This window comes from Thermodesulfomicrobium thermophilum DSM 16697 (assembly GCF_059568695.1).
This window is the reverse complement of record NZ_JCANTW010000003.1, coordinates 1-17,547: the sequence shown is the minus strand read 5'-3', so window position 1 is coordinate 17,547 and position 17,547 is coordinate 1. Positions and strand designations below refer to the sequence as shown.

At 64.0% G+C, this 17,547-nt stretch carries 18 protein-coding genes and 1 tRNA gene; 8 read left to right on the top strand and 11 right to left on the bottom strand.

The annotated features are described in order from the left end of the window. Positions 1-6: 6 nt before the first annotated feature. Genes BR00_RS00710 through BR00_RS00695 form a run of 4 tightly spaced genes read left to right on the top strand, consistent with a single transcriptional unit; the run spans position 7 to position 3,787 of the window. On the top strand, positions 7-1,269 hold the full coding sequence (locus BR00_RS00710) for a radical SAM protein (protein ID WP_496475710.1): 1,263 nt from the start codon (positions 7-9) through the stop codon (positions 1,267-1,269). 22 nt (positions 1,270-1,291) lie between these two features. Then, positions 1,292-2,062, top strand: coding sequence for a molybdate ABC transporter substrate-binding protein (gene modA / locus BR00_RS00705; protein WP_496475709.1), 771 nt, complete (start codon positions 1,292-1,294; stop codon positions 2,060-2,062). Beyond that, positions 2,062-2,727 (top strand): molybdate ABC transporter permease subunit, encoded by a 666-nt coding sequence (gene modB / locus BR00_RS00700; RefSeq protein WP_496475708.1) that lies wholly within the window; start codon positions 2,062-2,064, stop codon positions 2,725-2,727. Before modA ends, modB begins: the two co-directional genes overlap by 1 nt. Beyond that, a complete protein-coding gene (locus BR00_RS00695; RefSeq protein ID WP_496475707.1) occupies positions 2,705-3,787 on the top strand; it encodes an ABC transporter ATP-binding protein in 1,083 nt (360 codons plus the stop codon). Before modB ends, BR00_RS00695 begins: the two co-directional genes overlap by 23 nt. On the opposite strand, the gene BR00_RS00690 is transcribed toward BR00_RS00695, so the two are convergent. The 4 genes from BR00_RS00690 to BR00_RS00675 form a co-directional block, all read right to left on the bottom strand. Continuing rightward, positions 3,758-5,329 carry a sigma 54-interacting transcriptional regulator gene (locus BR00_RS00690; protein ID WP_496475706.1) on the bottom strand — a complete coding sequence of 524 codons (1,572 nt, stop codon included), beginning with the start codon at positions 5,327-5,329 and terminating at the stop codon, positions 3,758-3,760. The genes BR00_RS00695 and BR00_RS00690 overlap by 30 nt on opposite strands. A 254-nt stretch (positions 5,330-5,583) precedes the next feature. Continuing rightward, positions 5,584-6,741 (bottom strand): MFS transporter, encoded by a 1,158-nt coding sequence (locus BR00_RS00685; RefSeq protein WP_496475705.1) that lies wholly within the window; start codon positions 6,739-6,741, stop codon positions 5,584-5,586. Further along, positions 6,738-7,778 carry a DUF475 domain-containing protein gene (locus BR00_RS00680; protein WP_496475704.1) on the bottom strand — a complete coding sequence of 347 codons (1,041 nt, stop codon included), beginning with the start codon at positions 7,776-7,778 and terminating at the stop codon, positions 6,738-6,740. The genes BR00_RS00685 and BR00_RS00680 overlap by 4 nt, the downstream gene beginning before the upstream one ends. Before the next feature lie 7 nt (positions 7,779-7,785). Beyond that, positions 7,786-8,424: a thiamine diphosphokinase gene (locus BR00_RS00675; protein ID WP_496475703.1), complete on the bottom strand. Its 639-nt coding sequence runs from the start codon at positions 8,422-8,424 to the stop codon at positions 7,786-7,788. Between the two features lie 88 nt (positions 8,425-8,512). On the opposite strand from BR00_RS00675, the gene BR00_RS00670 reads away from it, so the two are divergent. Beyond that, complete coding sequence (locus BR00_RS00670; RefSeq protein ID WP_496475702.1) at positions 8,513-9,787, top strand: diguanylate cyclase; 1,275 nt, start codon at positions 8,513-8,515, stop codon at positions 9,785-9,787. Positions 9,788-9,790: 3 nt separating this feature from the next. Continuing rightward, positions 9,791-10,654, top strand: coding sequence for a histidinol-phosphatase (locus BR00_RS00665; protein WP_496475701.1), 864 nt, complete (start codon positions 9,791-9,793; stop codon positions 10,652-10,654). Here BR00_RS00665 and BR00_RS00660 read toward each other — a convergent pair. From BR00_RS00660 to rfbB, 5 genes are all read right to left on the bottom strand, one after another. Next, a complete protein-coding gene (locus tag BR00_RS00660; protein ID WP_496475700.1) occupies positions 10,596-11,069 on the bottom strand; it encodes a hypothetical protein in 474 nt (157 codons plus the stop codon). The genes BR00_RS00665 and BR00_RS00660 overlap by 59 nt on opposite strands. A gap of 400 nt (positions 11,070-11,469) precedes the next feature. Then, the gene (locus BR00_RS00655; protein WP_496475699.1) at positions 11,470-11,838 is read right to left on the bottom strand and encodes a CoA-binding protein; all 369 of its coding nucleotides are present in this window, start codon (positions 11,836-11,838) and stop codon (positions 11,470-11,472) included. Then, complete coding sequence (locus BR00_RS00650) at positions 11,835-12,377, bottom strand: nucleotide exchange factor GrpE (RefSeq protein ID WP_496475698.1); 543 nt, start codon at positions 12,375-12,377, stop codon at positions 11,835-11,837. The genes BR00_RS00655 and BR00_RS00650 overlap by 4 nt, the downstream gene beginning before the upstream one ends. A gap of 55 nt (positions 12,378-12,432) precedes the next feature. After that, the gene (gene rfbD / locus BR00_RS00645; RefSeq protein ID WP_496475697.1) at positions 12,433-13,278 is read right to left on the bottom strand and encodes a dTDP-4-dehydrorhamnose reductase; all 846 of its coding nucleotides are present in this window, start codon (positions 13,276-13,278) and stop codon (positions 12,433-12,435) included. Then, positions 13,275-14,300: a dTDP-glucose 4,6-dehydratase gene (rfbB, locus tag BR00_RS00640; protein WP_496475696.1), complete on the bottom strand. Its 1,026-nt coding sequence runs from the start codon at positions 14,298-14,300 to the stop codon at positions 13,275-13,277. Before rfbB ends, rfbD begins: the two co-directional genes overlap by 4 nt. An 83-nt stretch (positions 14,301-14,383) precedes the next feature. On the opposite strand from rfbB, the gene BR00_RS00635 reads away from it, so the two are divergent. Together BR00_RS00635 and cbiB are read left to right on the top strand one after the other, a co-directional pair. Beyond that, a complete protein-coding gene (locus BR00_RS00635; protein ID WP_496475695.1) occupies positions 14,384-14,839 on the top strand; it encodes a tRNA (cytidine(34)-2'-O)-methyltransferase in 456 nt (151 codons plus the stop codon). Then, a complete protein-coding gene (gene cbiB / locus BR00_RS00630) occupies positions 14,836-15,747 on the top strand; it encodes an adenosylcobinamide-phosphate synthase CbiB (RefSeq protein WP_496475694.1) in 912 nt (303 codons plus the stop codon). Before BR00_RS00635 ends, cbiB begins: the two co-directional genes overlap by 4 nt. Here the strand turns inward: cbiB and BR00_RS00625 are convergent. After that, positions 15,744-16,583 (bottom strand): class I SAM-dependent methyltransferase, encoded by an 840-nt coding sequence (locus BR00_RS00625; RefSeq protein ID WP_496475693.1) that lies wholly within the window; start codon positions 16,581-16,583, stop codon positions 15,744-15,746. The genes cbiB and BR00_RS00625 overlap by 4 nt on opposite strands. Positions 16,584-16,665: 82 nt before the next feature. Next, positions 16,666-16,741: transfer RNA gene (locus tag BR00_RS00620), tRNA-Val, on the bottom strand. Positions 16,742-17,547 lie beyond the last annotated feature (806 nt).

The following is a 17,547-nucleotide window of genomic DNA, read 5'->3' as shown; positions in this document are numbered from 1 at the left end:
GTCATTATGTGCAGGCAAAAAGATCGTAGCGTACATCCATGCTTTGAAAAGAAATCTGCATGCTCTGTTGGGCGCGTCCACTTGCCAGTGGCTCCTACGTGTAACATTCAGTGTAATTACTGTGATAGGAAGCATGATTGCATCAATGAATCCCGTCCAGGAGTGACGAGTGCGGTGCTCTCCCCCACTCAAGCCAGTGCCTATTTGGACATGGTTCTTGAACGGGAGCCGCGTATCCGGGTGGTGGGGATTGCGGGTCCGGGGGATCCGCTGGCCGAGCCTTCCCGAACGCTGGAGACCATCCGTCTCGTGGCGGAGGCCCATCCTGAGTTGTTGTTCTGCCTTTCGACCAATGGGCTGGGGCTTCCTGATGTAGTGAATGCCTTGGCGGATTTGGGCGTGACCCACGCGACCGTGACCGTCAATGCCGTGGACCCGAAAGTGGGAAGCCAGATCTACCGGTGGGTGCGTTTTGCCAAGCGTGTCTACCGCGGTGAGGAAGGGGCCCGGCTGCTTTTCTCCCGGCAGGAAGAGGGGATCCGCCGTCTCAAGGAGCGGGGGATGACCGTGAAAGTGAACACCATCGTTATCCCTACGGTCAATGAGAACCATGTGCTCGAGGTCTCGCACTGGGCCGCGGGCCTTGGTGTCGACATCCAGAATTTGCTCCCGCTGTGTCCAGCTGCCAAGACCCCCTTTGCTGCCTTGGGCGAGCCCGAGGAGCATTTGGTGGAGGCGTTGCGGAACGAGGCCTCGGCCTTGCTGCCTCAGATGCGCCATTGCCAGCGCTGTCGTGCAGATGCCGTGGGGCTTCTCCATGCGGATCAGTCTCGGGACTTGGCCCCGGTACTGCGGCAAGTGGCTCATGGCCCAGCCGTGTCGCGCCCATACGTAGCCGTGGCCAGCCGGGAAGGGCTTTTGGTCAATCAGCATTTGGGCGAAGCAGCTGCCTTTCAGATTTGGCAGCCAGGACACTCGCCGCGCCTGGTGGCGACACGGCCCGCGCCGGAACCCGGCGGGGGCGATGGCCGGTGGCGGCAGATGGCGCAGGTTTTGGGTGATTGCAGTGCGGTGTTGGTCCGGGTCGCAGGGGCGCGCCCCAAGGAAGTTCTCAGCCAGCAAGGCATCACCGTGTATGAGGTGGAGGGGCTGGTGCGGGACGTACTTGCGGCCTATGCCGAAGGCCAAGACATGGGCGCATTCCGGCCCTGTTCCGGTACGGGATGTCGTGGCGCGTTGGGGGGAGGAGGCGTTGGATGCGGGGCCTAACACACGTTTTTGGGGCGGAATCATGCGGACGTTGATGGTGGTCGGCATGGTGATGGGGTTTGCGTGGGTATGCGCGGCTGAGGAAAGGCCTATGGTGGCGGCCGCAGCGAGCCTCAAGTTTGCGTTCAGCGAAGTGGCGGAAGAGTTCCAGCGGCAAACGGGGATGTCGGTGCGTCTGAATTTTGGTTCTTCAGGGAATTTCCGCCGGCAGATTCTTCAGGGGGCCCCGTATGAACTCTTTTTTTCGGCCGATGAGGAAAACGTCCTGGCGCTCCACGCACAAGGCTTTGCCGTGGATGCGGGCAGAACCTACGCCCGGGGGCGGGTGGTCCTCTTGGGGCATTCGTTGGGCCTTTTGGGTGTGGGGGCAGACCTTTCCGGTATGGTCGAGGCGGTTAGGAGTCACAAAATCACGCATTTTGCCATCGCCAATCCCGAACATGCCCCATACGGCATGCGCGCGCAGGAGATCTTGCGCCGCTTGGGAGTGTGGGAGGAAATCCAGTCCCGGTTGGTAGTTGGAGAAAGTGTGGGGCAGGCCGCCCAATTCATCCTCGAGGGTGGCGCTGACGCTGGTCTTGTCCCTCTTGCTTTGGTGCTTTCTCCTTCTCTGGCGGGTAAGGGTGAGTACGTCCTGGTGCCGGAGCAGTGGCATACGCCGCTCCTCCAACGCGGTGTGCTGCTCAAGGGGGCAGGACCTGTCGCCCAAGCGTTCTATCAGTTTGTCTTTTCCGCCAAGGCGCGGGAGATCCTGGAGCGTTACGGCTTCGTGCCCTTGGGGGGTGGATCTTGATGGATTGGTCGGCCCTTGTCCTTTCGTTGGAGATTGCTGGGAGCACGGTACTGATACTTGTGCCGGTGGGAATGGTCTTTGGACGGGTTTTGGCGTGGCGCTCGTTTCCTGGCAAGAGTCTGGTGCTGGCGGCGAGCAACCTCCCGTTGCTCCTGCCCCCTACGGTGATGGGTTTTTACCTTCTTCAGGCTTTGGGGCGGAATACGCCCTTGGGCCGCATGGCGGAACAGGTCCTCGGCCATCCTTTAGTGTTTCATTTTTCGGGGCTGGTATTGGCGTCGTGCCTGACCAACATCCCTTTTGCCATCCAGCCGGTGCAGCGGGCCTTGATGGCGATCCCCCGCGAGGTGCTCGAGGCGGCGGCGTGCTGCGGCATGGGTCCGTGGCAACGAGTGTGGCGGGTGGAGCTCCCTTTGGCATGGCCAGGGCTTGTCTCGGCCGTGGCCTTGGTGGCGGCGCACTGCCTTGGTGAGTTTGGCGTGGTGCTTATGATGGGAGGCAACATCCCGGGGCAGACGCGCACCATGTCCATTGCCATCTATGAACGTATTCAGGCCTTTGACGAGGCTGGGGCCGCCTTGCTGGCGGCGACGCTTTTGGGGATGTCGCTTGTTGTTCTTGCCATTCTCTTTGGAGTGGATCGTGGACGAGCAACAAGGCCTTGAGGTGCGGGTTCGTTGCAGCGCGCCGATCCCGCTGGCGGTGGAGCTGCGGTGCCCTGCAGGACAGACCATGGCTGTGGTGGGACCTTCAGGGTGCGGCAAGACGAGCTTATTGCGGGTGGTTGCCGGCTTTTTCCGGGTGTCTGGAGCTCGCGTGGTGTGTCTGGGGGAGGTGTGGCAGGACGGTCGCCGCTGGCTGCCGACCCACCAGCGCGCTGTGGGTATGGTCTTTCAGTCCTATGCCCTCTTCCCCCATCGGAGTGTGCTGGAAAACGTGCTCGCGGCCCAAGGCGTTGGGGGAAAGGCGGGCGCGCTGGAGTATCTTGCCCAGGTGGGGCTTGCGGGCTTGGAGGATCGGTATCCCCATCAGCTCTCGGGTGGCCAGCGCCAGCGGGTAGCCCTGGCGCGCGCTTTGGCCCGGAGGCCTCGGGTGCTTTTGCTCGACGAGCCGTTTTCTGCCGTGGATGGGCCCATGCGGCGCAGCCTGCACGACCTGATGCGTACTTTGGGGAGCATGGTGCGTGTCCCGTGCCTTCTCGTCACGCATGATGTCGAGGAGGCCCGTCGGTTGGCCCAGCAGATGCTGGTTATGGATCAAGGGCAAGCGCTCCAGGTGGGCCCCCCGGAGGAGGTCCTGCGGGCTCCGGCCTCGTTGCAGGTGGCGCGGGTGTTGGGTCTTGCCAATGTATTGCCTGCGGAAGTGGCTGGGAGCGAGGCGGCGGGACTTGTGCTTCGCGCCGGGGCGATCACGGTGGTTTCCGGAACGAAGCGGCGGTTTCGGCATGGGGCGCCTGTCTTGTGGCACGTCCCTCCTGCCGAGGTATCCGTGGTGCCTGAAGGCGAGCCGGCGTGCCGCTACCACCGCGGTCCCTTGGTGGCATTGGAGGTGTGTGCCGTGGATGTGCTTCCTCCGGTGGTACGGGTGCTGCTGCGTTGGCCAGGAGGAGGCGTCGTGGAATCCGAATCCACTCATCCGGCCCTGCGCCAGCGGCCGCCGCAGCCCGGGACCACGGTGCGTGTGAGTCTGCCGCCCTCAGCGATCCACGTGTTCCCCGCCCCGTGAGGCAATGGCTTCGAGCCGCTTGCGGGCCACGAACGTTTCCAGACCATATTTGCGCAGGCGATATCCCAGCTGCCTGGGCGTGATCCCGAGTTCTCGGGCTGCCTGCTGCTGAATCCAATGGCAGCGTTCCAAGGCGGCCAAGAGTTCCCGCTGCTCCATCTCCTGGAGCGAACCCGGCGTGGGGGAAGGAGCCGGACTGGAAACCGCTTGCTCTGGGGCGAGGCGGAGCAATGGCCGCAGGCGTGCTGCCGTCACCGGGGTGCCGTCATTGAGGATGATCAGCCGCTCCACGAGGTTTTCCATCTCCCGCACGTTCCCTGGCCAGAAGTAGCCTTCGAGGAGGTGGAGGGCTTCGTCCGTGAAGGACAGAGACCGTCCATATTCTTGCTCTGCCCGGTGCTGGAAATGGGCAAGCAGGGGCAGGATGTCTTCCGGACGTTCGCGCAAGGCGGGCACGTGGATGGGGAAGACGTTGATGCGGTAGAAGAGGTCGTTGCGAAACTGGCCGACGCGGACCAATTCTTCCAAGTCCCGGTTGGTGGCGCTGATGATACGGACATCCACCTTGCGGGTAGCATTACTCCCGAGACGCTCCATCTCTCGTTCCTGTAGGACGCGCAGCAGCTTGGATTGCAGTGGCAGCGGGAGTTCTCCAATTTCATCCAGAAAGATGGTCCCTCCGTGGGCTTCCTCAAAACGTCCCGGCCGGGATGCCGTGGCGCCGGTAAAAGCCCCTTTCTCGTGCCCGAAGAGTTCCGATTCCAAGAGGTTCTCCGGGATGGCGGCGCAATTCACCTTGACGAACGGCCGTTGGGCTCGATCCGAGAGATCATGGATGATGCGCGCCACGAGGGTTTTTCCCGTGCCGGATTCTCCTAAGAGGAGCACTGTGGCCCGCGTGGGGGATACGCGCTCGATCATGTCTTCGACCTCACGCAGACGGGAGCTCTTGCCGATGAGGCTTGGACCTCCGATTTCTCGGGACAGTTGAGAGCGCAGCCGGAGATTTTCTTGCTCGAGAGTGTGGAGCTTTTTTTGTACATTTTTGTGAAGAGCAAGGATGCGGGAAAGGAGGGTGGCGACGATGGAAAGGGTGCGGGCGTCGGCCTCCAGGCGTTCCGGGTCGGGGTAGGCTCGGTCAGCACTCAGGACTCCTATGGGCTCGCCATGCAGAAGGATGGGGACTCCAATGAAGGCGAGAGGGATGTCCTGGGGCCGCCGGGATCCGGTCTTGTCTAAAAACAGCGGTTCGGTGGTGATGTCCGGTACCACGAAGGCTTGGCGCTGGCGAAAGATGGCGCCGGTAACGCCTTCGTCGAGGCGGTAGATGCCCCGTTGGCGTTCTTCTGGGGTGAGCCCGTGGGATCGGGAAATGGCGAGACGGCGCGTGCGCTCATCGTAGAGGGTGATGGTGATACGCAAAAGCCCCAAGGTGGTCGCCAGGGTTTCCAGGACCGCCTCCAGGGTGTTTCCCAGATCCATGGCCTGGTCGATGTGGGTGGCGATGCGCAGAAGCACATCGAGGTCTTGGTTGGCATCCATGTCCACGGCAAAGCAAAGCGAGTGCCAGGAGGTGAAGGTATCGGTGGCGTCAGGAGCGATGCTGGAGACGGATATTTTTTTACAAAAATGAATAAATTTATGCGGCGTGTTGCGGGAAGTGGGGTGTTCCGGCCGACCAAGAGGGTGAGACGGACAGGAAAAGACACGTGGCGCACGCAAGCCTCCTTGGCGTTGGGTGCGCCGAGGATGCCGCGGACAGGTGGTGACTTGGCGACGGGAAGGTGTCGGGACGGTTACAGGTGTCCTGTCCGCTCCAGGCGTTTTTCCCAGAGCGCCACTGCCGCGAGGGCGAGGAGCATGGCAAAGCCCACGGCCAGCACACCGTCCCAGGCCGCGTGCTGCCACGCCCAGCCCATGACGGTGATGCCGCAGCTTCCTCCCAGGTAATACCAGAGGATGTACAAGGAATTGGCCCGGCCGCGGCTTTCGGTGAGGCTGCGGTTCATGGCCCCTACCGCCGCGGTGTGCACGGCGAAAAAGCCGGCGCACAGCAAGCTGAGTCCCAAAACCACTGCCGCCATCCATGGGGCGCGGGAGATGCCAAGGCCAAGGCCCATGAGCCCGAGGCCAACGAGCATGGTGAAGCCATTGCCGCGGCGGTTACTGATGCGCCCGGAGGCCGGGGCCACCACCACGCCGATGAGGTACGTGAAATAGACGGTGGTGATGGTGTTGGTGGATGCGGAAAACGGCGGGGCCGCCAGGTAGTAGGGGAGATAGTTGAAGGTGGCGCCGTAGATGAAAAGGGAGCCGAAGCCTACGAGAAAGAGCGGCAGCAGCCGGGAGGAGGTCGCAAGCTCACGGTATCCGGGCCCGGAAGCCGTGTGGGCCTTCGTGCGTTTTTCCGGCGGCAAAACCATGAGGGCCGCGGCGGTGGTCACGAAGACGAGCAGTGCGGACGTTACGAAGGCATAGCGCCAATGCAGGGGCGGATGGATCCAGCCGCCCAGAAGACGGCCGCCCAAGCCTCCGGCCACCGTGGCGGCCACGTAGGCGCCCATGACGGTATTGAGGCGCTCCACCGGAAGCGTCCGGGCGAGATAGGCGGCAAGGCAGGTGGTGAGCGCCGGGATGAACAGCCCTTGGAGAAAGCGCAGGGCGAGAAAGAGCGGCATGGAATGCACCGCAGCGCAGGCAAGACCGGACCCGGCGACGAAGACGCACCCCAAGGTGATGAGCGGCCTGATGGGCAGGGAGTCGGCCAGGCGGCCGAAGACCAGAGTGGACAGCGCCACTCCCAGGATGACCATGGAGACGCTTTGGGATGCCTGGGTGAGGGAAACGCCGAACTCTGCCTGCAGGATGGGGAGCACGGGCTGCACCAGATAGATGGACGTGAAGCAGGCCGAGACCTGGGCGAAGATGGCAAGCTGCAGCAGCCGAGCGTTCATGGCCGGCGCGTGGCCTTGATGCTGGAAATGGCACCGGCAGCGAGAATGGCCAGGCTGGCCAGGGCAGTGGACACTTCGCCTCCGGGCAGATGATGGCCTGCGGCGGAGGCAAACATCACCACCACCAAAAAGACGATGGCCCAGAAGGCCGCAGGCTCCAGATACACAAATTCTTCCAGCGTCCCCCGGTCCACGAGATAGACGGTCATGGAGCGTACGAAGAGGGCGCCGATGCCCAGCCCCAGGGCGATGAGCCAGAACTTGTTGGTGATGGCAAAGGCCGCCACCACGCCGTCAAAAGAAAAGCTGCTATCCAGAATCTCCAGGTACACGAAGCCGATGAGGCCGTTTTTGGCCGCAGCCTCGAGGATGTCGCTGCCGCCCACCAGGTGCTTGAGTATGTCGATGAGGGCGTGCACGGCAAACCCCGCCAGGGCGCTCACGAGAAAGGGGTATTTGTCGTTCGCGGGCAGGACCAAGGTTACGGCTAGGACCAGGCCGATGGCCAGGGACGCGGCGGCGTTCTCTACGCTGCCGGCGCGCGCGAGCAGTTGTTCCACCCAGGCGATCCAGTGGGTCTTTTTGTTTTCATTGAGAAAGTAGGTGAGGGCCACCATGAGGAGGAACATGCCGCCAAATCCCATGACGCGCACGTGGCTTTCCTCCATGAGGGCCTGATAGCGCTCGGGCTGGGTAGTGGCGATGGTCCAAGCGTCGACCAGGGGCACGTGCCCCACCACCGAGGTGATGAGGATGGGAAAGAGGATGCGCATGCCGAATACGGCCACGGCGATGCCTGCAGTGAGGAACACTACCCGCCACACCGGCCGCATGACCCGCAATACCGCGGCGTTGACCACGGCGTTGTCCAAAGACACCGAGGTTTCCAGGCAGGCCAGCAGCGTCGTGGTCACGAGATAGGCCACGGCCTCCGGCAGACCGCCGGCCTGGTATCCCAGCCAAAAGGCGATCCCCAGACCGAGAATCGTGCCGACGAAGGACTCCCAAAAAAAGCTCAACCAATGGCGTTGGGGCATGACAACCTCACCGAGAAGAGGTGCGGGAGAGGTGCATGACGAGTATGCGGCCGCTCGTCAAGGAGATGGTGGCGCAGGTCCCTCGGGCCACGTTGCTCACCCCTCGGGGGCTTCCCAGGGGGAGCGTGGCCTGAGAGAGGGGATAGGCCAGCCCCGTGAGGGTCACGCCGTGGGCGTCCGTCAGAGGAACGAGACTTACGGTATCTCCGGGCATGGTCTGGAGGGTGAGCTGGGGGCGGCGATTGTCCACGAGGAAGATGCTGCACGCCTGGTGGAGGATGCGGGCCGGGCACGGGGCCTGGGCGAGCAGCAGCATGTTGGCCCATTCGTGATCCCGGCGTCCACCCAGGGCCCCGAGGATGGTGATCTCCGTTGCCGAGTCCGCGGCGCGGAGGGCAAGTTCCAGATCGGTCTCATCTTTGTGACGGGGATGGATGTGCATGGGCACGCTTTGGGCGCGCAGCGCTTCCATGGTCTCGGTGGCAATGGAGTCCATGTCTCCCACCACCAAATGTGGGATGCGTCCGGCCATGAGTACGTGCCGGGCGCCGCCGTCTGCGGCGATGATGCGGTCTGCCCGGGCCAGGGCTGCTTCTTCGAGCGGGGTGTGGGCGAAATGCCCATGCGCCATGAGGACGATATGCATTGCTGCTGTGCGCTCCTTGGGTTAGAGGATACGTCCAGGTCAATACTGGCAGAGGTTTTTCCCGGCAACCCGAAGATGGAGTGGCGGCATGCAAAGGGCCTCGGTTTTGGTGGTGGATGACAGCCCCATGTTTCTTCAGGTGGTCAGACGGCGACTCGCTGAGGAGGTGGACGCCGAGGTGGTGGCGGCCGCGAACCTGCGTGCGGCCCGGACCGCCATGGCAGAGCATCGGTTCGACGTGGCCCTGCTCGATCTCAATCTCCCCGATGCTCCGGGCGGAGAAGTGGTGGATCTCGCCTTGGCGCACCATATCCCGACCATCGTTTTTGCCGGGGACTGCTCGGAGCAGACGCGCTCGCGTTTGTGGGCTCAGCACATCGTGGACTATATCGTCAAAGAAGGAGCGGAGAGCTTGGAGTACGCGGTGCGCTTGGTGCGGCGTATCTTGCGTAACCGGGAGATCGCGGTGCTCGTGGTCGACGACTCGGCGACCGTGCGGCACATGCTGGCGGAGATGCTTGCGGTGCACTGCTTTACCGTGCTGGAGGCGACAGACGGCAGCGAGGGGCTGCGCCTTTTGGCCGAGCACCCCAACGTGCGGCTGGTGATCACGGACTACGAAATGCCGCAGATGAATGGCGTGCGTCTGGTCCAGGCGGCCCGGAGGCTCTTTCCCAAGGAAGAGCTCGCCATCATTGGGATCTCCGGACACGAACAAAAGGACCTTTCCGCACGCTTCCTCAAAAGTGGGGCCAACGATTTTCTCCACAAGCCGTTTTCCGCCGAAGAGCTCTATTGCCGCATCACCCAGAACTTGGACCTTCTCGAATACATCCGCACCATCCGCGACCTCTCCGAAAAGGACATGCTCACGGGTCTGGCCAACCGGCGCTTTTTCTTTGAGCACGGTGCGCAGGCATTGGCAGAGGCCCAGGAGCGGCAGGAGCCGGTATACGTGGCCATGCTGGATCTCGATCACTTCAAACGCGTCAACGACCAGTATGGCCATGAGGCCGGGGACACGGTGTTGCGTCATCTTGGCGCTATGCTGCAGCGCCATTTTGGGGAGCAGGCCTTGCCCGCCCGTCTCGGCGGCGAGGAGTTTGCCGTGCTGTTTGTCGGCGTGGCGGACGTGGCTGCCCGCGTGGAGGCCTTCCGGGCGGAGTTGGCAGCAACACCGGTGGTGGTCTCCGGCGGTTCCGTGCCGGTGACCGTGAGTGTCGGCGTATGCAGCCTGCCGGGCCAGAGTCTGGAGCGGCATCTGGCCTGCGCCGACCAGCTCCTCTATCGGGCCAAGCATCGTGGCCGCAACCGCGTGGAGATGGGCACGAGCCCCCAAAAAATTGACGCAGACAAGGAGTAGCTCATGCGTGCATGCCTTCATGGCGGCCACAGCCGGGATTTTTGTGATCACGCCCAAGACAGCCTGGACGATCTGGCGGCCGCCTATGCCCGGCAGGGGTTTTCCTTGGTGGCGTTGACCGAACATATGCCGCCGCTTTCCAACCGTTGGCGGTATGCCGACGAGGTGGCCTTGGGCCGGGACGCGGCGTGGATGGCAGGGCGGTTTGCCGCCTACGTTCAGAAGGCGCGGCAATTGCGGGCCGAGTATGCCGGCAGGATGGAGATCCTCGTGGGCATGGAGACCGAGTGGTACGAGCACGCGGGACCGTGGATTGCCCAGTTGCGGCATCTCTACGCCTTGGACATGGTGGTGGGCTCGGTGCACCACGTCGCTGGGGTGTGTTTCGATGCTTCCCCGGAAAGTTACGCCCAGGCCCAGGCCGCGGCCGGCGGGTTGGTGGACCTCTACCTGGCCTACTTCGATGCCCAGCTTACGCTGCTCAAGAGCGTTCGTCCCGAGGTGGTCGGGCATTTCGACATCATCCGCATCTTTGATCCCCACGGGGAGGAGACTCTTGTTCGTCCTGAAGTCTGGGCGCGGGTGCGGCGGAATTTGGAGGCCGTGCGCGACTTGGGGCTGGTACTCGATGCCAATGTGGCGGCCTGGCGCAAGGGGGCGGCAGAGATCTATCCGTGCACCCCGGTGCTGGAAGCCGCACGGGACATGGGCATCGCCCTGGCCTACGGCGATGACGCCCACGCCGTGGCGCACGTGGGGTTTGCATGGGAGCGGTTGGATGCGCATCTGCGCGCCCTGGGGATGACCGCTAGCGTCGCAGGTCCCCAAGGTTCGTGGCCGGTGTGGCGCGCCATGCCCGCCACATGATGCGGCTGGAGGTGAGTAGCCCGCAGCCCACCACCAGGAAGACGCCGGCGCGGACCTCCAGCGGTAGCGGGGAGGCGCCAAGCACTCGTCCCAGGACCATCATGGCCACGATGAGCCCCCAATTGCGTATGGAAAACAGGCCGCCCAGGCAGGCGGGTTCCGGCTTGCGGCGAATATGCGCTACCACGGCGCGGGCGGTGCGGTCGAAGACCAGGCGGCTTTTGGCAAGCCCCAAGCCCAGTCCGGCGACGGCCGTGCCTGCGATGGCGGGCCAGGGTTGCGGGCGCAGCAGCAGCCCGCCTTTGCTGATAAGAAAAATTCCCACCGCAGACCAAAAACAGGCCGCAGTCATGATGCGGGTGCGGCTGGCGGCCCGGGGCGTGTAGTGGTGGATCCATGCAGGGATTGGTGCCATGGCCTGGGGGAGCTAGAGCGTGGCGGCGGAAGTGTCAAACCCAAGGTGGGAGAACGATCGCCGCGGCTTGAGGAAACTGGGCTTGTCTTTTGGCAGGGAGCGGTTAGAGAAGGAACATGTCGTATATGGCAGAGACCTTTTTTCAGGAGGCTCCGACTATGTGTAAAGGTTGTGGTTGTGGACGTGGGACAGGAGCGGCGACGGTGACCAAGGTCGTCCAGCATGAGCATGAACATCGGCACGGGGACGTGGTGCACAGTCATCCGCATGATCATGAGCACGAGCACACCCATGATGGCGTGCCGGCCCATGACGATCATACGCACGAATAAATGCTTCCCCGCATCCAACGACTGCGGCCGCCTTGGGGCGGCCGCAGTCGTTTTTCAGGGGGGCTTTTTTAGAATTGCCCTGTGGAGAGGAGTACGAGGGTGCAGGCGTGCTGCCAGGCGATGCCGGCCTCGCTGAGGCGTGCTTCCAGCTCCGGGGACTCGGTGCCGGGATTGAGGATGACCCGGCCCGGCCGCAGCCGGATGATGGCTTCGGCAAGTGGCAGGCTGTGCTTGGGGCTCACGTACACGGTGAGGGTGTCCACGGGCCGGGGGATTTCGCCAAGGCTGCGGGCTGTGGGGATGCCGTCGATGTCCGCCCGGGCGGGGTGCACGGGGATGACGTCGTGCCCGTGCTCCATGAGGGCTTTGAGGGCCTTGTGGGAATAGCGCTCCGGCTTGGGACTGGCGCCGAGGATGGCCACGGTCTGGGTGCTCATGCCTGCTCCGGGGTGCTGGTCACCATGACTTTGGCGGGTCGCAGGAGCCGTTCCTTGAGGAGATAGCCGTTTTGGAGCACGCGGGCCACGGTGCCGGGCTTGAGGTCTGCCCGGGCTTCGTGCCCCAAGGCTTCATGCAGGGCGGGATCGAAGTCCGCGCCTTCCTGGACCTCGATGGGGGTGAGTCCGTGGCGGCGCAGCACTTCCAGCATGGCGTTGCGGGTCATGTCCACGCCGGTGAAGAGGTCCTTGCACGCCTCGTTGCCGCTGCAATGGGAAAGGGCCAGCTCCAGGTTGTCCAGGACCACGAGGAGTTCTTCCACCAACCCGGCCACAGCGAACTTGCACTGTTCTTCTTTTTCCCGAGTGAGGCGTTTTTTGAAATTCTCGCTATCGGCAAGGATGCGCAGGTTGTCGGTGCGTAGCGCCTCGATTTCCTGCAGCGCCGCTTCCAGGCGTTCTTCCACGCTGGGGGCCTCCTTTTCGGGCGCTTGCGGTGTGGTTTCTGGGGTGTGCTGTTCTTCCATGCGTTCTTCCATGGGAGATTCTCCTTCAACGTAATGTCTTTTGGGGATAAATCGTTCGGCGGACAAGTCAACGCAGGGCGCGGATGTATTCGCGAAGCGCCAGGGCCCAGGAGCGGGGAGTCATGCCCGTGGCCGCCGTGAGGTTCGCCGTGTCGAGGACCGAGTAGGCGGGCCGGGCGGCCTTTTGGGGATACTCCGCCGAGGTGATGGGCCGCACCGGACACGCAATGCCGGCAACATGCACGGCTTCCGCGGCGAGTTCACACCACGAGGCTTGTCCGGCGTTGACCGCGTGGAAGGTCCCTGTGGCCCCAGCCTGCACCAGGGCCAGGCTCGCTGCGGCGAGATCCGGGGTGAAGGTGGGACTGCCCACCTGATCATGGACAATGGTGAGTTCCGGACGGCTGCGGGCGAGTTCCAGGATGCGGGCGACGAAATTCATGCGTCCTGGGCCGAAGAGCCAGGCCGTACGCACGATGGTCAGGCGCGCAAGTCCCAGGCGGGTGAGTTCCGTCTCGCCTTCCAGCTTCGTGCGGCCGTAGACGCATTGGGGGTTGACGGGGTCGGTGGGGGTGTACGGCCGGGTGGCGCGGCCGTCGAAGACGTAGTCCGTGCTGTAGTGCACCAGGTGCGCCGCGCCCGCGGCCTGGCCCAAGAGGCGCGGGAACAGGGCGTTGACCCGCCAGGCTTCTTGGGGCTCGTCTTCGGCTCGGTCCACGGCGGTGTAGGCGATGGCGTTGAACACCACCTGCGGCTGTACTTGCGCAACGAGGGCGCGCAGGGCGTCGACGTCCCACAGGTCCACATCCGTGCGTCCGATGGGCACGACCTGCCACCCGGCCTGGGTGAGGGCCGCGCACAGGGCTTGCCCCAACAGGCCGGTGCGGCCGCCGAAGACCATTGCCGTGTTCATACTCCGCGCTCCTTGGCATACCATTTTTCCATGAATTGGCGGTAGGCGCCGCTTTGCACGTCGTCGAGCCAGGCGGTGTGCGCCTGGTACCAGCGGATGGTCTGGGTGATGCCGGTGGTGAAATCCGTCTCCGGCCGCCAGCCCAGCTCCTTTTTGGCTCGGGAGCTGTTCATGGCGTAGCGCCGGTCGTGGCCGGGGCGGTCCGTGACGAAGCGCACCAGGCTGCGGGGGGCGCCCACGGCGTCGAGGATGGTGTGTACGGTCTCCAGGTTGGTGCGCTCGGCGTCGCCGCCGAAGTTGTACACCGTGCCGGGCTCTCCCCGGCGCAAGGCGGCCTCCACCCCCCGGCAATGGTCGAGGACGTAGATCCAGTCCCGGACATTACTGCCGTCGCCGTACACGGGTACCGGCTCGCCTCGGGTCGCCCGCAGGTAGGTGAGGGGGATGAGCTTTTCGGGGAACTGGTAGGGACCGTAGTTGTTGGAGCAGCGGGTGATGATCACCGGCAGGCCGTAGGTGTGGAAATAGGCCCGGGCGAGCATGTCCGATGCCGCCTTGGATGCCGAATAGGGCGAGTTGGGCGCCAGCGGCGTCTCTTCCGTGAAGGCCGGATCCTGGGGCCCCAAGGAACCGTACACCTCGTCGGTGGAGACGTGCACGAAGCGCTGCACCCCCGCCTTGCGTGCCGCCTCGAGCAGGGTATGCGTCCCGACCACGTTGGTATGGATGAACGGGGCGCTGTCGGTAATGGAGCGGTCCACATGGGATTCCGCGGCAAAGTGCACCACCGCATCGATGGCGCGCTCGGCAAGGAGCCGCTCCACCAAGGCCGCGTCGGCGATGTCGCCATGGACGAAGGCGTAGCGCGAGCCGTCTCCTTCCAGGTGGGCAAGGTTGCCGCGGTTGCCGGCATAGGTGAGCTTGTCGATATTGGTGATGCGGACTGCGGGATCGGTCTCCAGAAGGTGGAGGATGAAGTTGGTGCCGATGAAGCCGCAGCCGCCCGTGACGAGAAGATGCATGCCTGCTCCTTGTGCTTGACGGATATGCGGGGCACGACCAAGGTGCCCCCCGCGTTCGTCTCCCTAGTGCAAGAGGATGCGCCATGCAAATTGTTCTCTTCGAGCCGGAAATCCCCCCCAATACCGGCACCATCGCCCGCCTGTGCGCCGCCACGCAAACGGTCCTCAACCTGGTGGAGCCGCTGGGCTTTAGTCTCGAAGACCGGTATCTTCGCCGTGCCGGGCTCGACTACTGGCCGCACGTGCCGCTGCGGGTGTGGCCGTCGTGGGACGCTTTTCTTGCGGGCTGGGACGGTGGCCGTTTGGTGTGTTCCAGCGCCCGCGGCGGCACCCCGTACCACCGATTCGCCTTTCAGCCTGACGACGGCATCGTCCTCGGGCCCGAGACCCGGGGGCTGCCGGAACAGATCATCCAGGGCCGCCCCGTGGTGCGTATCCCCATTTGGGGCAAGGTGCGCAGCATCAACGTGGCCAACGCGGCCTCGGTGCTCTTGTACGAGGGCTTGCGCCAGGTGGGGGTCTTGGATTCGGTGGCATGAGCGAGGCACTGCTGCTCGCTGTCTGTGTGGCCCTGGATTGGATCGTCGGGGATCCTCCGGCCTGGCCGCATCCCGTGCGCGCCGTGGGCGCCCTGGCGGCGCGGCTGGAGCCTTGGGCCCAGAGGTCGCCCCTTGCGCGCGGGGCCCTGGTCACGGTTGTCGTGGCGGCCGGGGCGGCGCTCGGGGCGCACGCGTTGATCTCCCTGCCGTGGGTGGGCAAGGCGTTCGCCCTCTATTTGGGTTTTGCGGGCCTCGCCTTGGGGAGCCTGGTGCGGGAGGCGCGGCGGGTGCGCCGGGCGCTGGCTTGCGGCGATGTGGACACGGCGCGCCGTCTTTTGGCCTTTTTGGTGAGCCGGGAGACGGCGCATTTGGACGAAGCTGGCGTGGCCCGGGGGCTTGCGGAAACCCTGGCGGAAAACACCACCGATGGCTTCGTGGCTCCGCTTTTTTGGCTGACTGTCGGCGGTGTGCCTGGGCTTTGGGCCTACAAGGCCGTCTCCACCCTGGATTCCATGTGGGGCTACCGTACCCCGCGTTTTGAGCGTTTGGGCAAGTGCGCGGCGCGGATGGACGATCTTGCCGCCTATCTCCCTGCCCGGTTGACGGCCTGGGCCATGGCGGGAGTCGCCTGGATCTGGGGCCGCAGGATTTCTTTGTGGAGTGTCGCCCGGCAGGCCCGCGCCCTGGAGAGCCCCAACGCGGGCTGGCCCATGGCCGCGGCGGCTGCCGCCATCGGGGCTGGCATGGGCGGGGAGGACCGTTATGCAGGGCAGGTCAAGCGCAAGCCGCGCCTCGGCCCGGCAGGGGTGCCGTGGACCGTGGAGCGGCTCGAGGAACTGGAGCGGTTGGTGGTGGCGGCGTCCTTTGGGTGTGCTGCCACTGCCGTGGTCTGGAAGCTTGTCGTTTAGGGCGTGGCAAGCCAGGCCCGGGCCCAGCTGCCGCACGGAAGGGGCAGGGTGTCGGGCGCCTCGATGCGCATTTCATCGCCTTCGGTGCGGTCCGTGGGAAAACTTTGCGTCATGAGGTTTTGGAGCACCTGGGGGGTGAAGCCCGGGGTGTGGGAGGTGAGCACCACGAACCGGGCCGAAGGCGAGAGCACCTGGGCCACCAGCTCCAAAGTGCGCTGCACGTCGCGTTCGATCTTGTAGAGCTCGCCGCGCCGGCCGCGGCCGAAGGAGGGCGGATCCAGCAGGACCGCGTCGTAGCGTCGGCCCCGGCGGATCTCCCGACGCAGGAACGCCTGGGCGTCGTCCACGATCCAACGGATGGGCGCTTCGGCCAGGTCGTTGAGGACGGCGTTTTCCCGCGCCCACCCCACCATGCCGCGGGAGGCGTCCAAGTGACAGACCGCCGCTCCCGCCTTGGCCGCAGCCAGGCTCGCTCCGCCGGAATAGGCAAAGAGATTGAGAAACTGCATGCCGGGGGCAAGATTTTCCAAGAGCCACCGCCACAGCGGGATGGTCTCGGGAAAGATCCCCAGGTGCCCGAAATCGGTGGCGGCAAGGCGCATGCGCACCCCGGCGGCTTCGATGACCCAATCCTCCGGGAGGCGTTCGCGGCCGTGCCAGCGCAGGCCCCCTTGGCGATCGAAGCTGGCGGTGGCCTTTTTCCATCTTTCGGGGTGTTGGGGCCGCCAGACCGCCTGGCCGCAGGGGCGATCGAGGATCACCGGGCCGAAGCGCTCCAGCTTACGGCCGTGGCCGCTGTCGAGCAGGCAGTAGTCGGAGGCGGAGGGGGAGAGCATGGGGGCGGTATCGTCCACAGCGAGGGGTTGGGGGCTTTTCTGGGTGTAAAAAAGCCCTTCCAGAGGAAGGGCTTGGAGGCGGTGGTGGGCGATATAGGATTTGAACCTATGACTTCCACCGTGTGAAGATGGCACTCTAACCACTGAGTTAATCGCCCGAAGCGGGAGCCTCTCTATGGGGAGAGACCGCGGGTGTCAAGGAAAATTTGCAGCAAAATTTGCAGGACGTGCACACAGACAGTGAACATGCCCCCTTTGGGGGGTGCTTGGGGGCCCAATATCACTTCCCCCAATGGCGGCCTCTCCCAAAGCCCGGGGGAGGTCCCCCGGTGGGGATGTGCCTCTCAGTGGGTTCCGGGATGCCTGTGCACGAAGACTCTACCGTAGGGGAGGAGACTCCATTCTTTTGCCCCTGCGGCCAACGATTTTTCCGAGGATTTTCCCGTGACACCGGGGGCAAGCCCCCCACCATCCACCAACGCCATAGCGATGTTGCACTCGGGGCGTTTCGGGAGCTCCAACCGAGATCTGCAGCCGCCTTCCGCACCGCGGCCGCTTCGGTCACTGCCTGTAGGCCCGCAAAAACGCGCCGTGCATCCTTCGCGTTCAAGAACACGCCACCTTGGGTCTTCAAGAGGGTGACCTTGGTATTGTTCAATCCAGGGGTATCAATATCATTGTCCGGTAACAGACGCGTGTCCACATCGTGGCGCATATTGTCGTCCGGCACCATGTGTCATTATGGCCCCTTGACAACAACAGGATCTTTTCTGGAAAGAAGATCGGAATCCCTTTTGTGGAGAAAAAACATCTGTTTTTCAAGGAGGTCCTGTATGTATTCGTGGATTCGGGTGGCATTTCTGGTGTTCGTCTTGATGTTCGGTGGAGCGGCCATGGCTGCAGAGAAGATTGACATCAATACGGCAAGCCAGGCGCAGCTGGAGACACTTCCCGGAATGGGCCC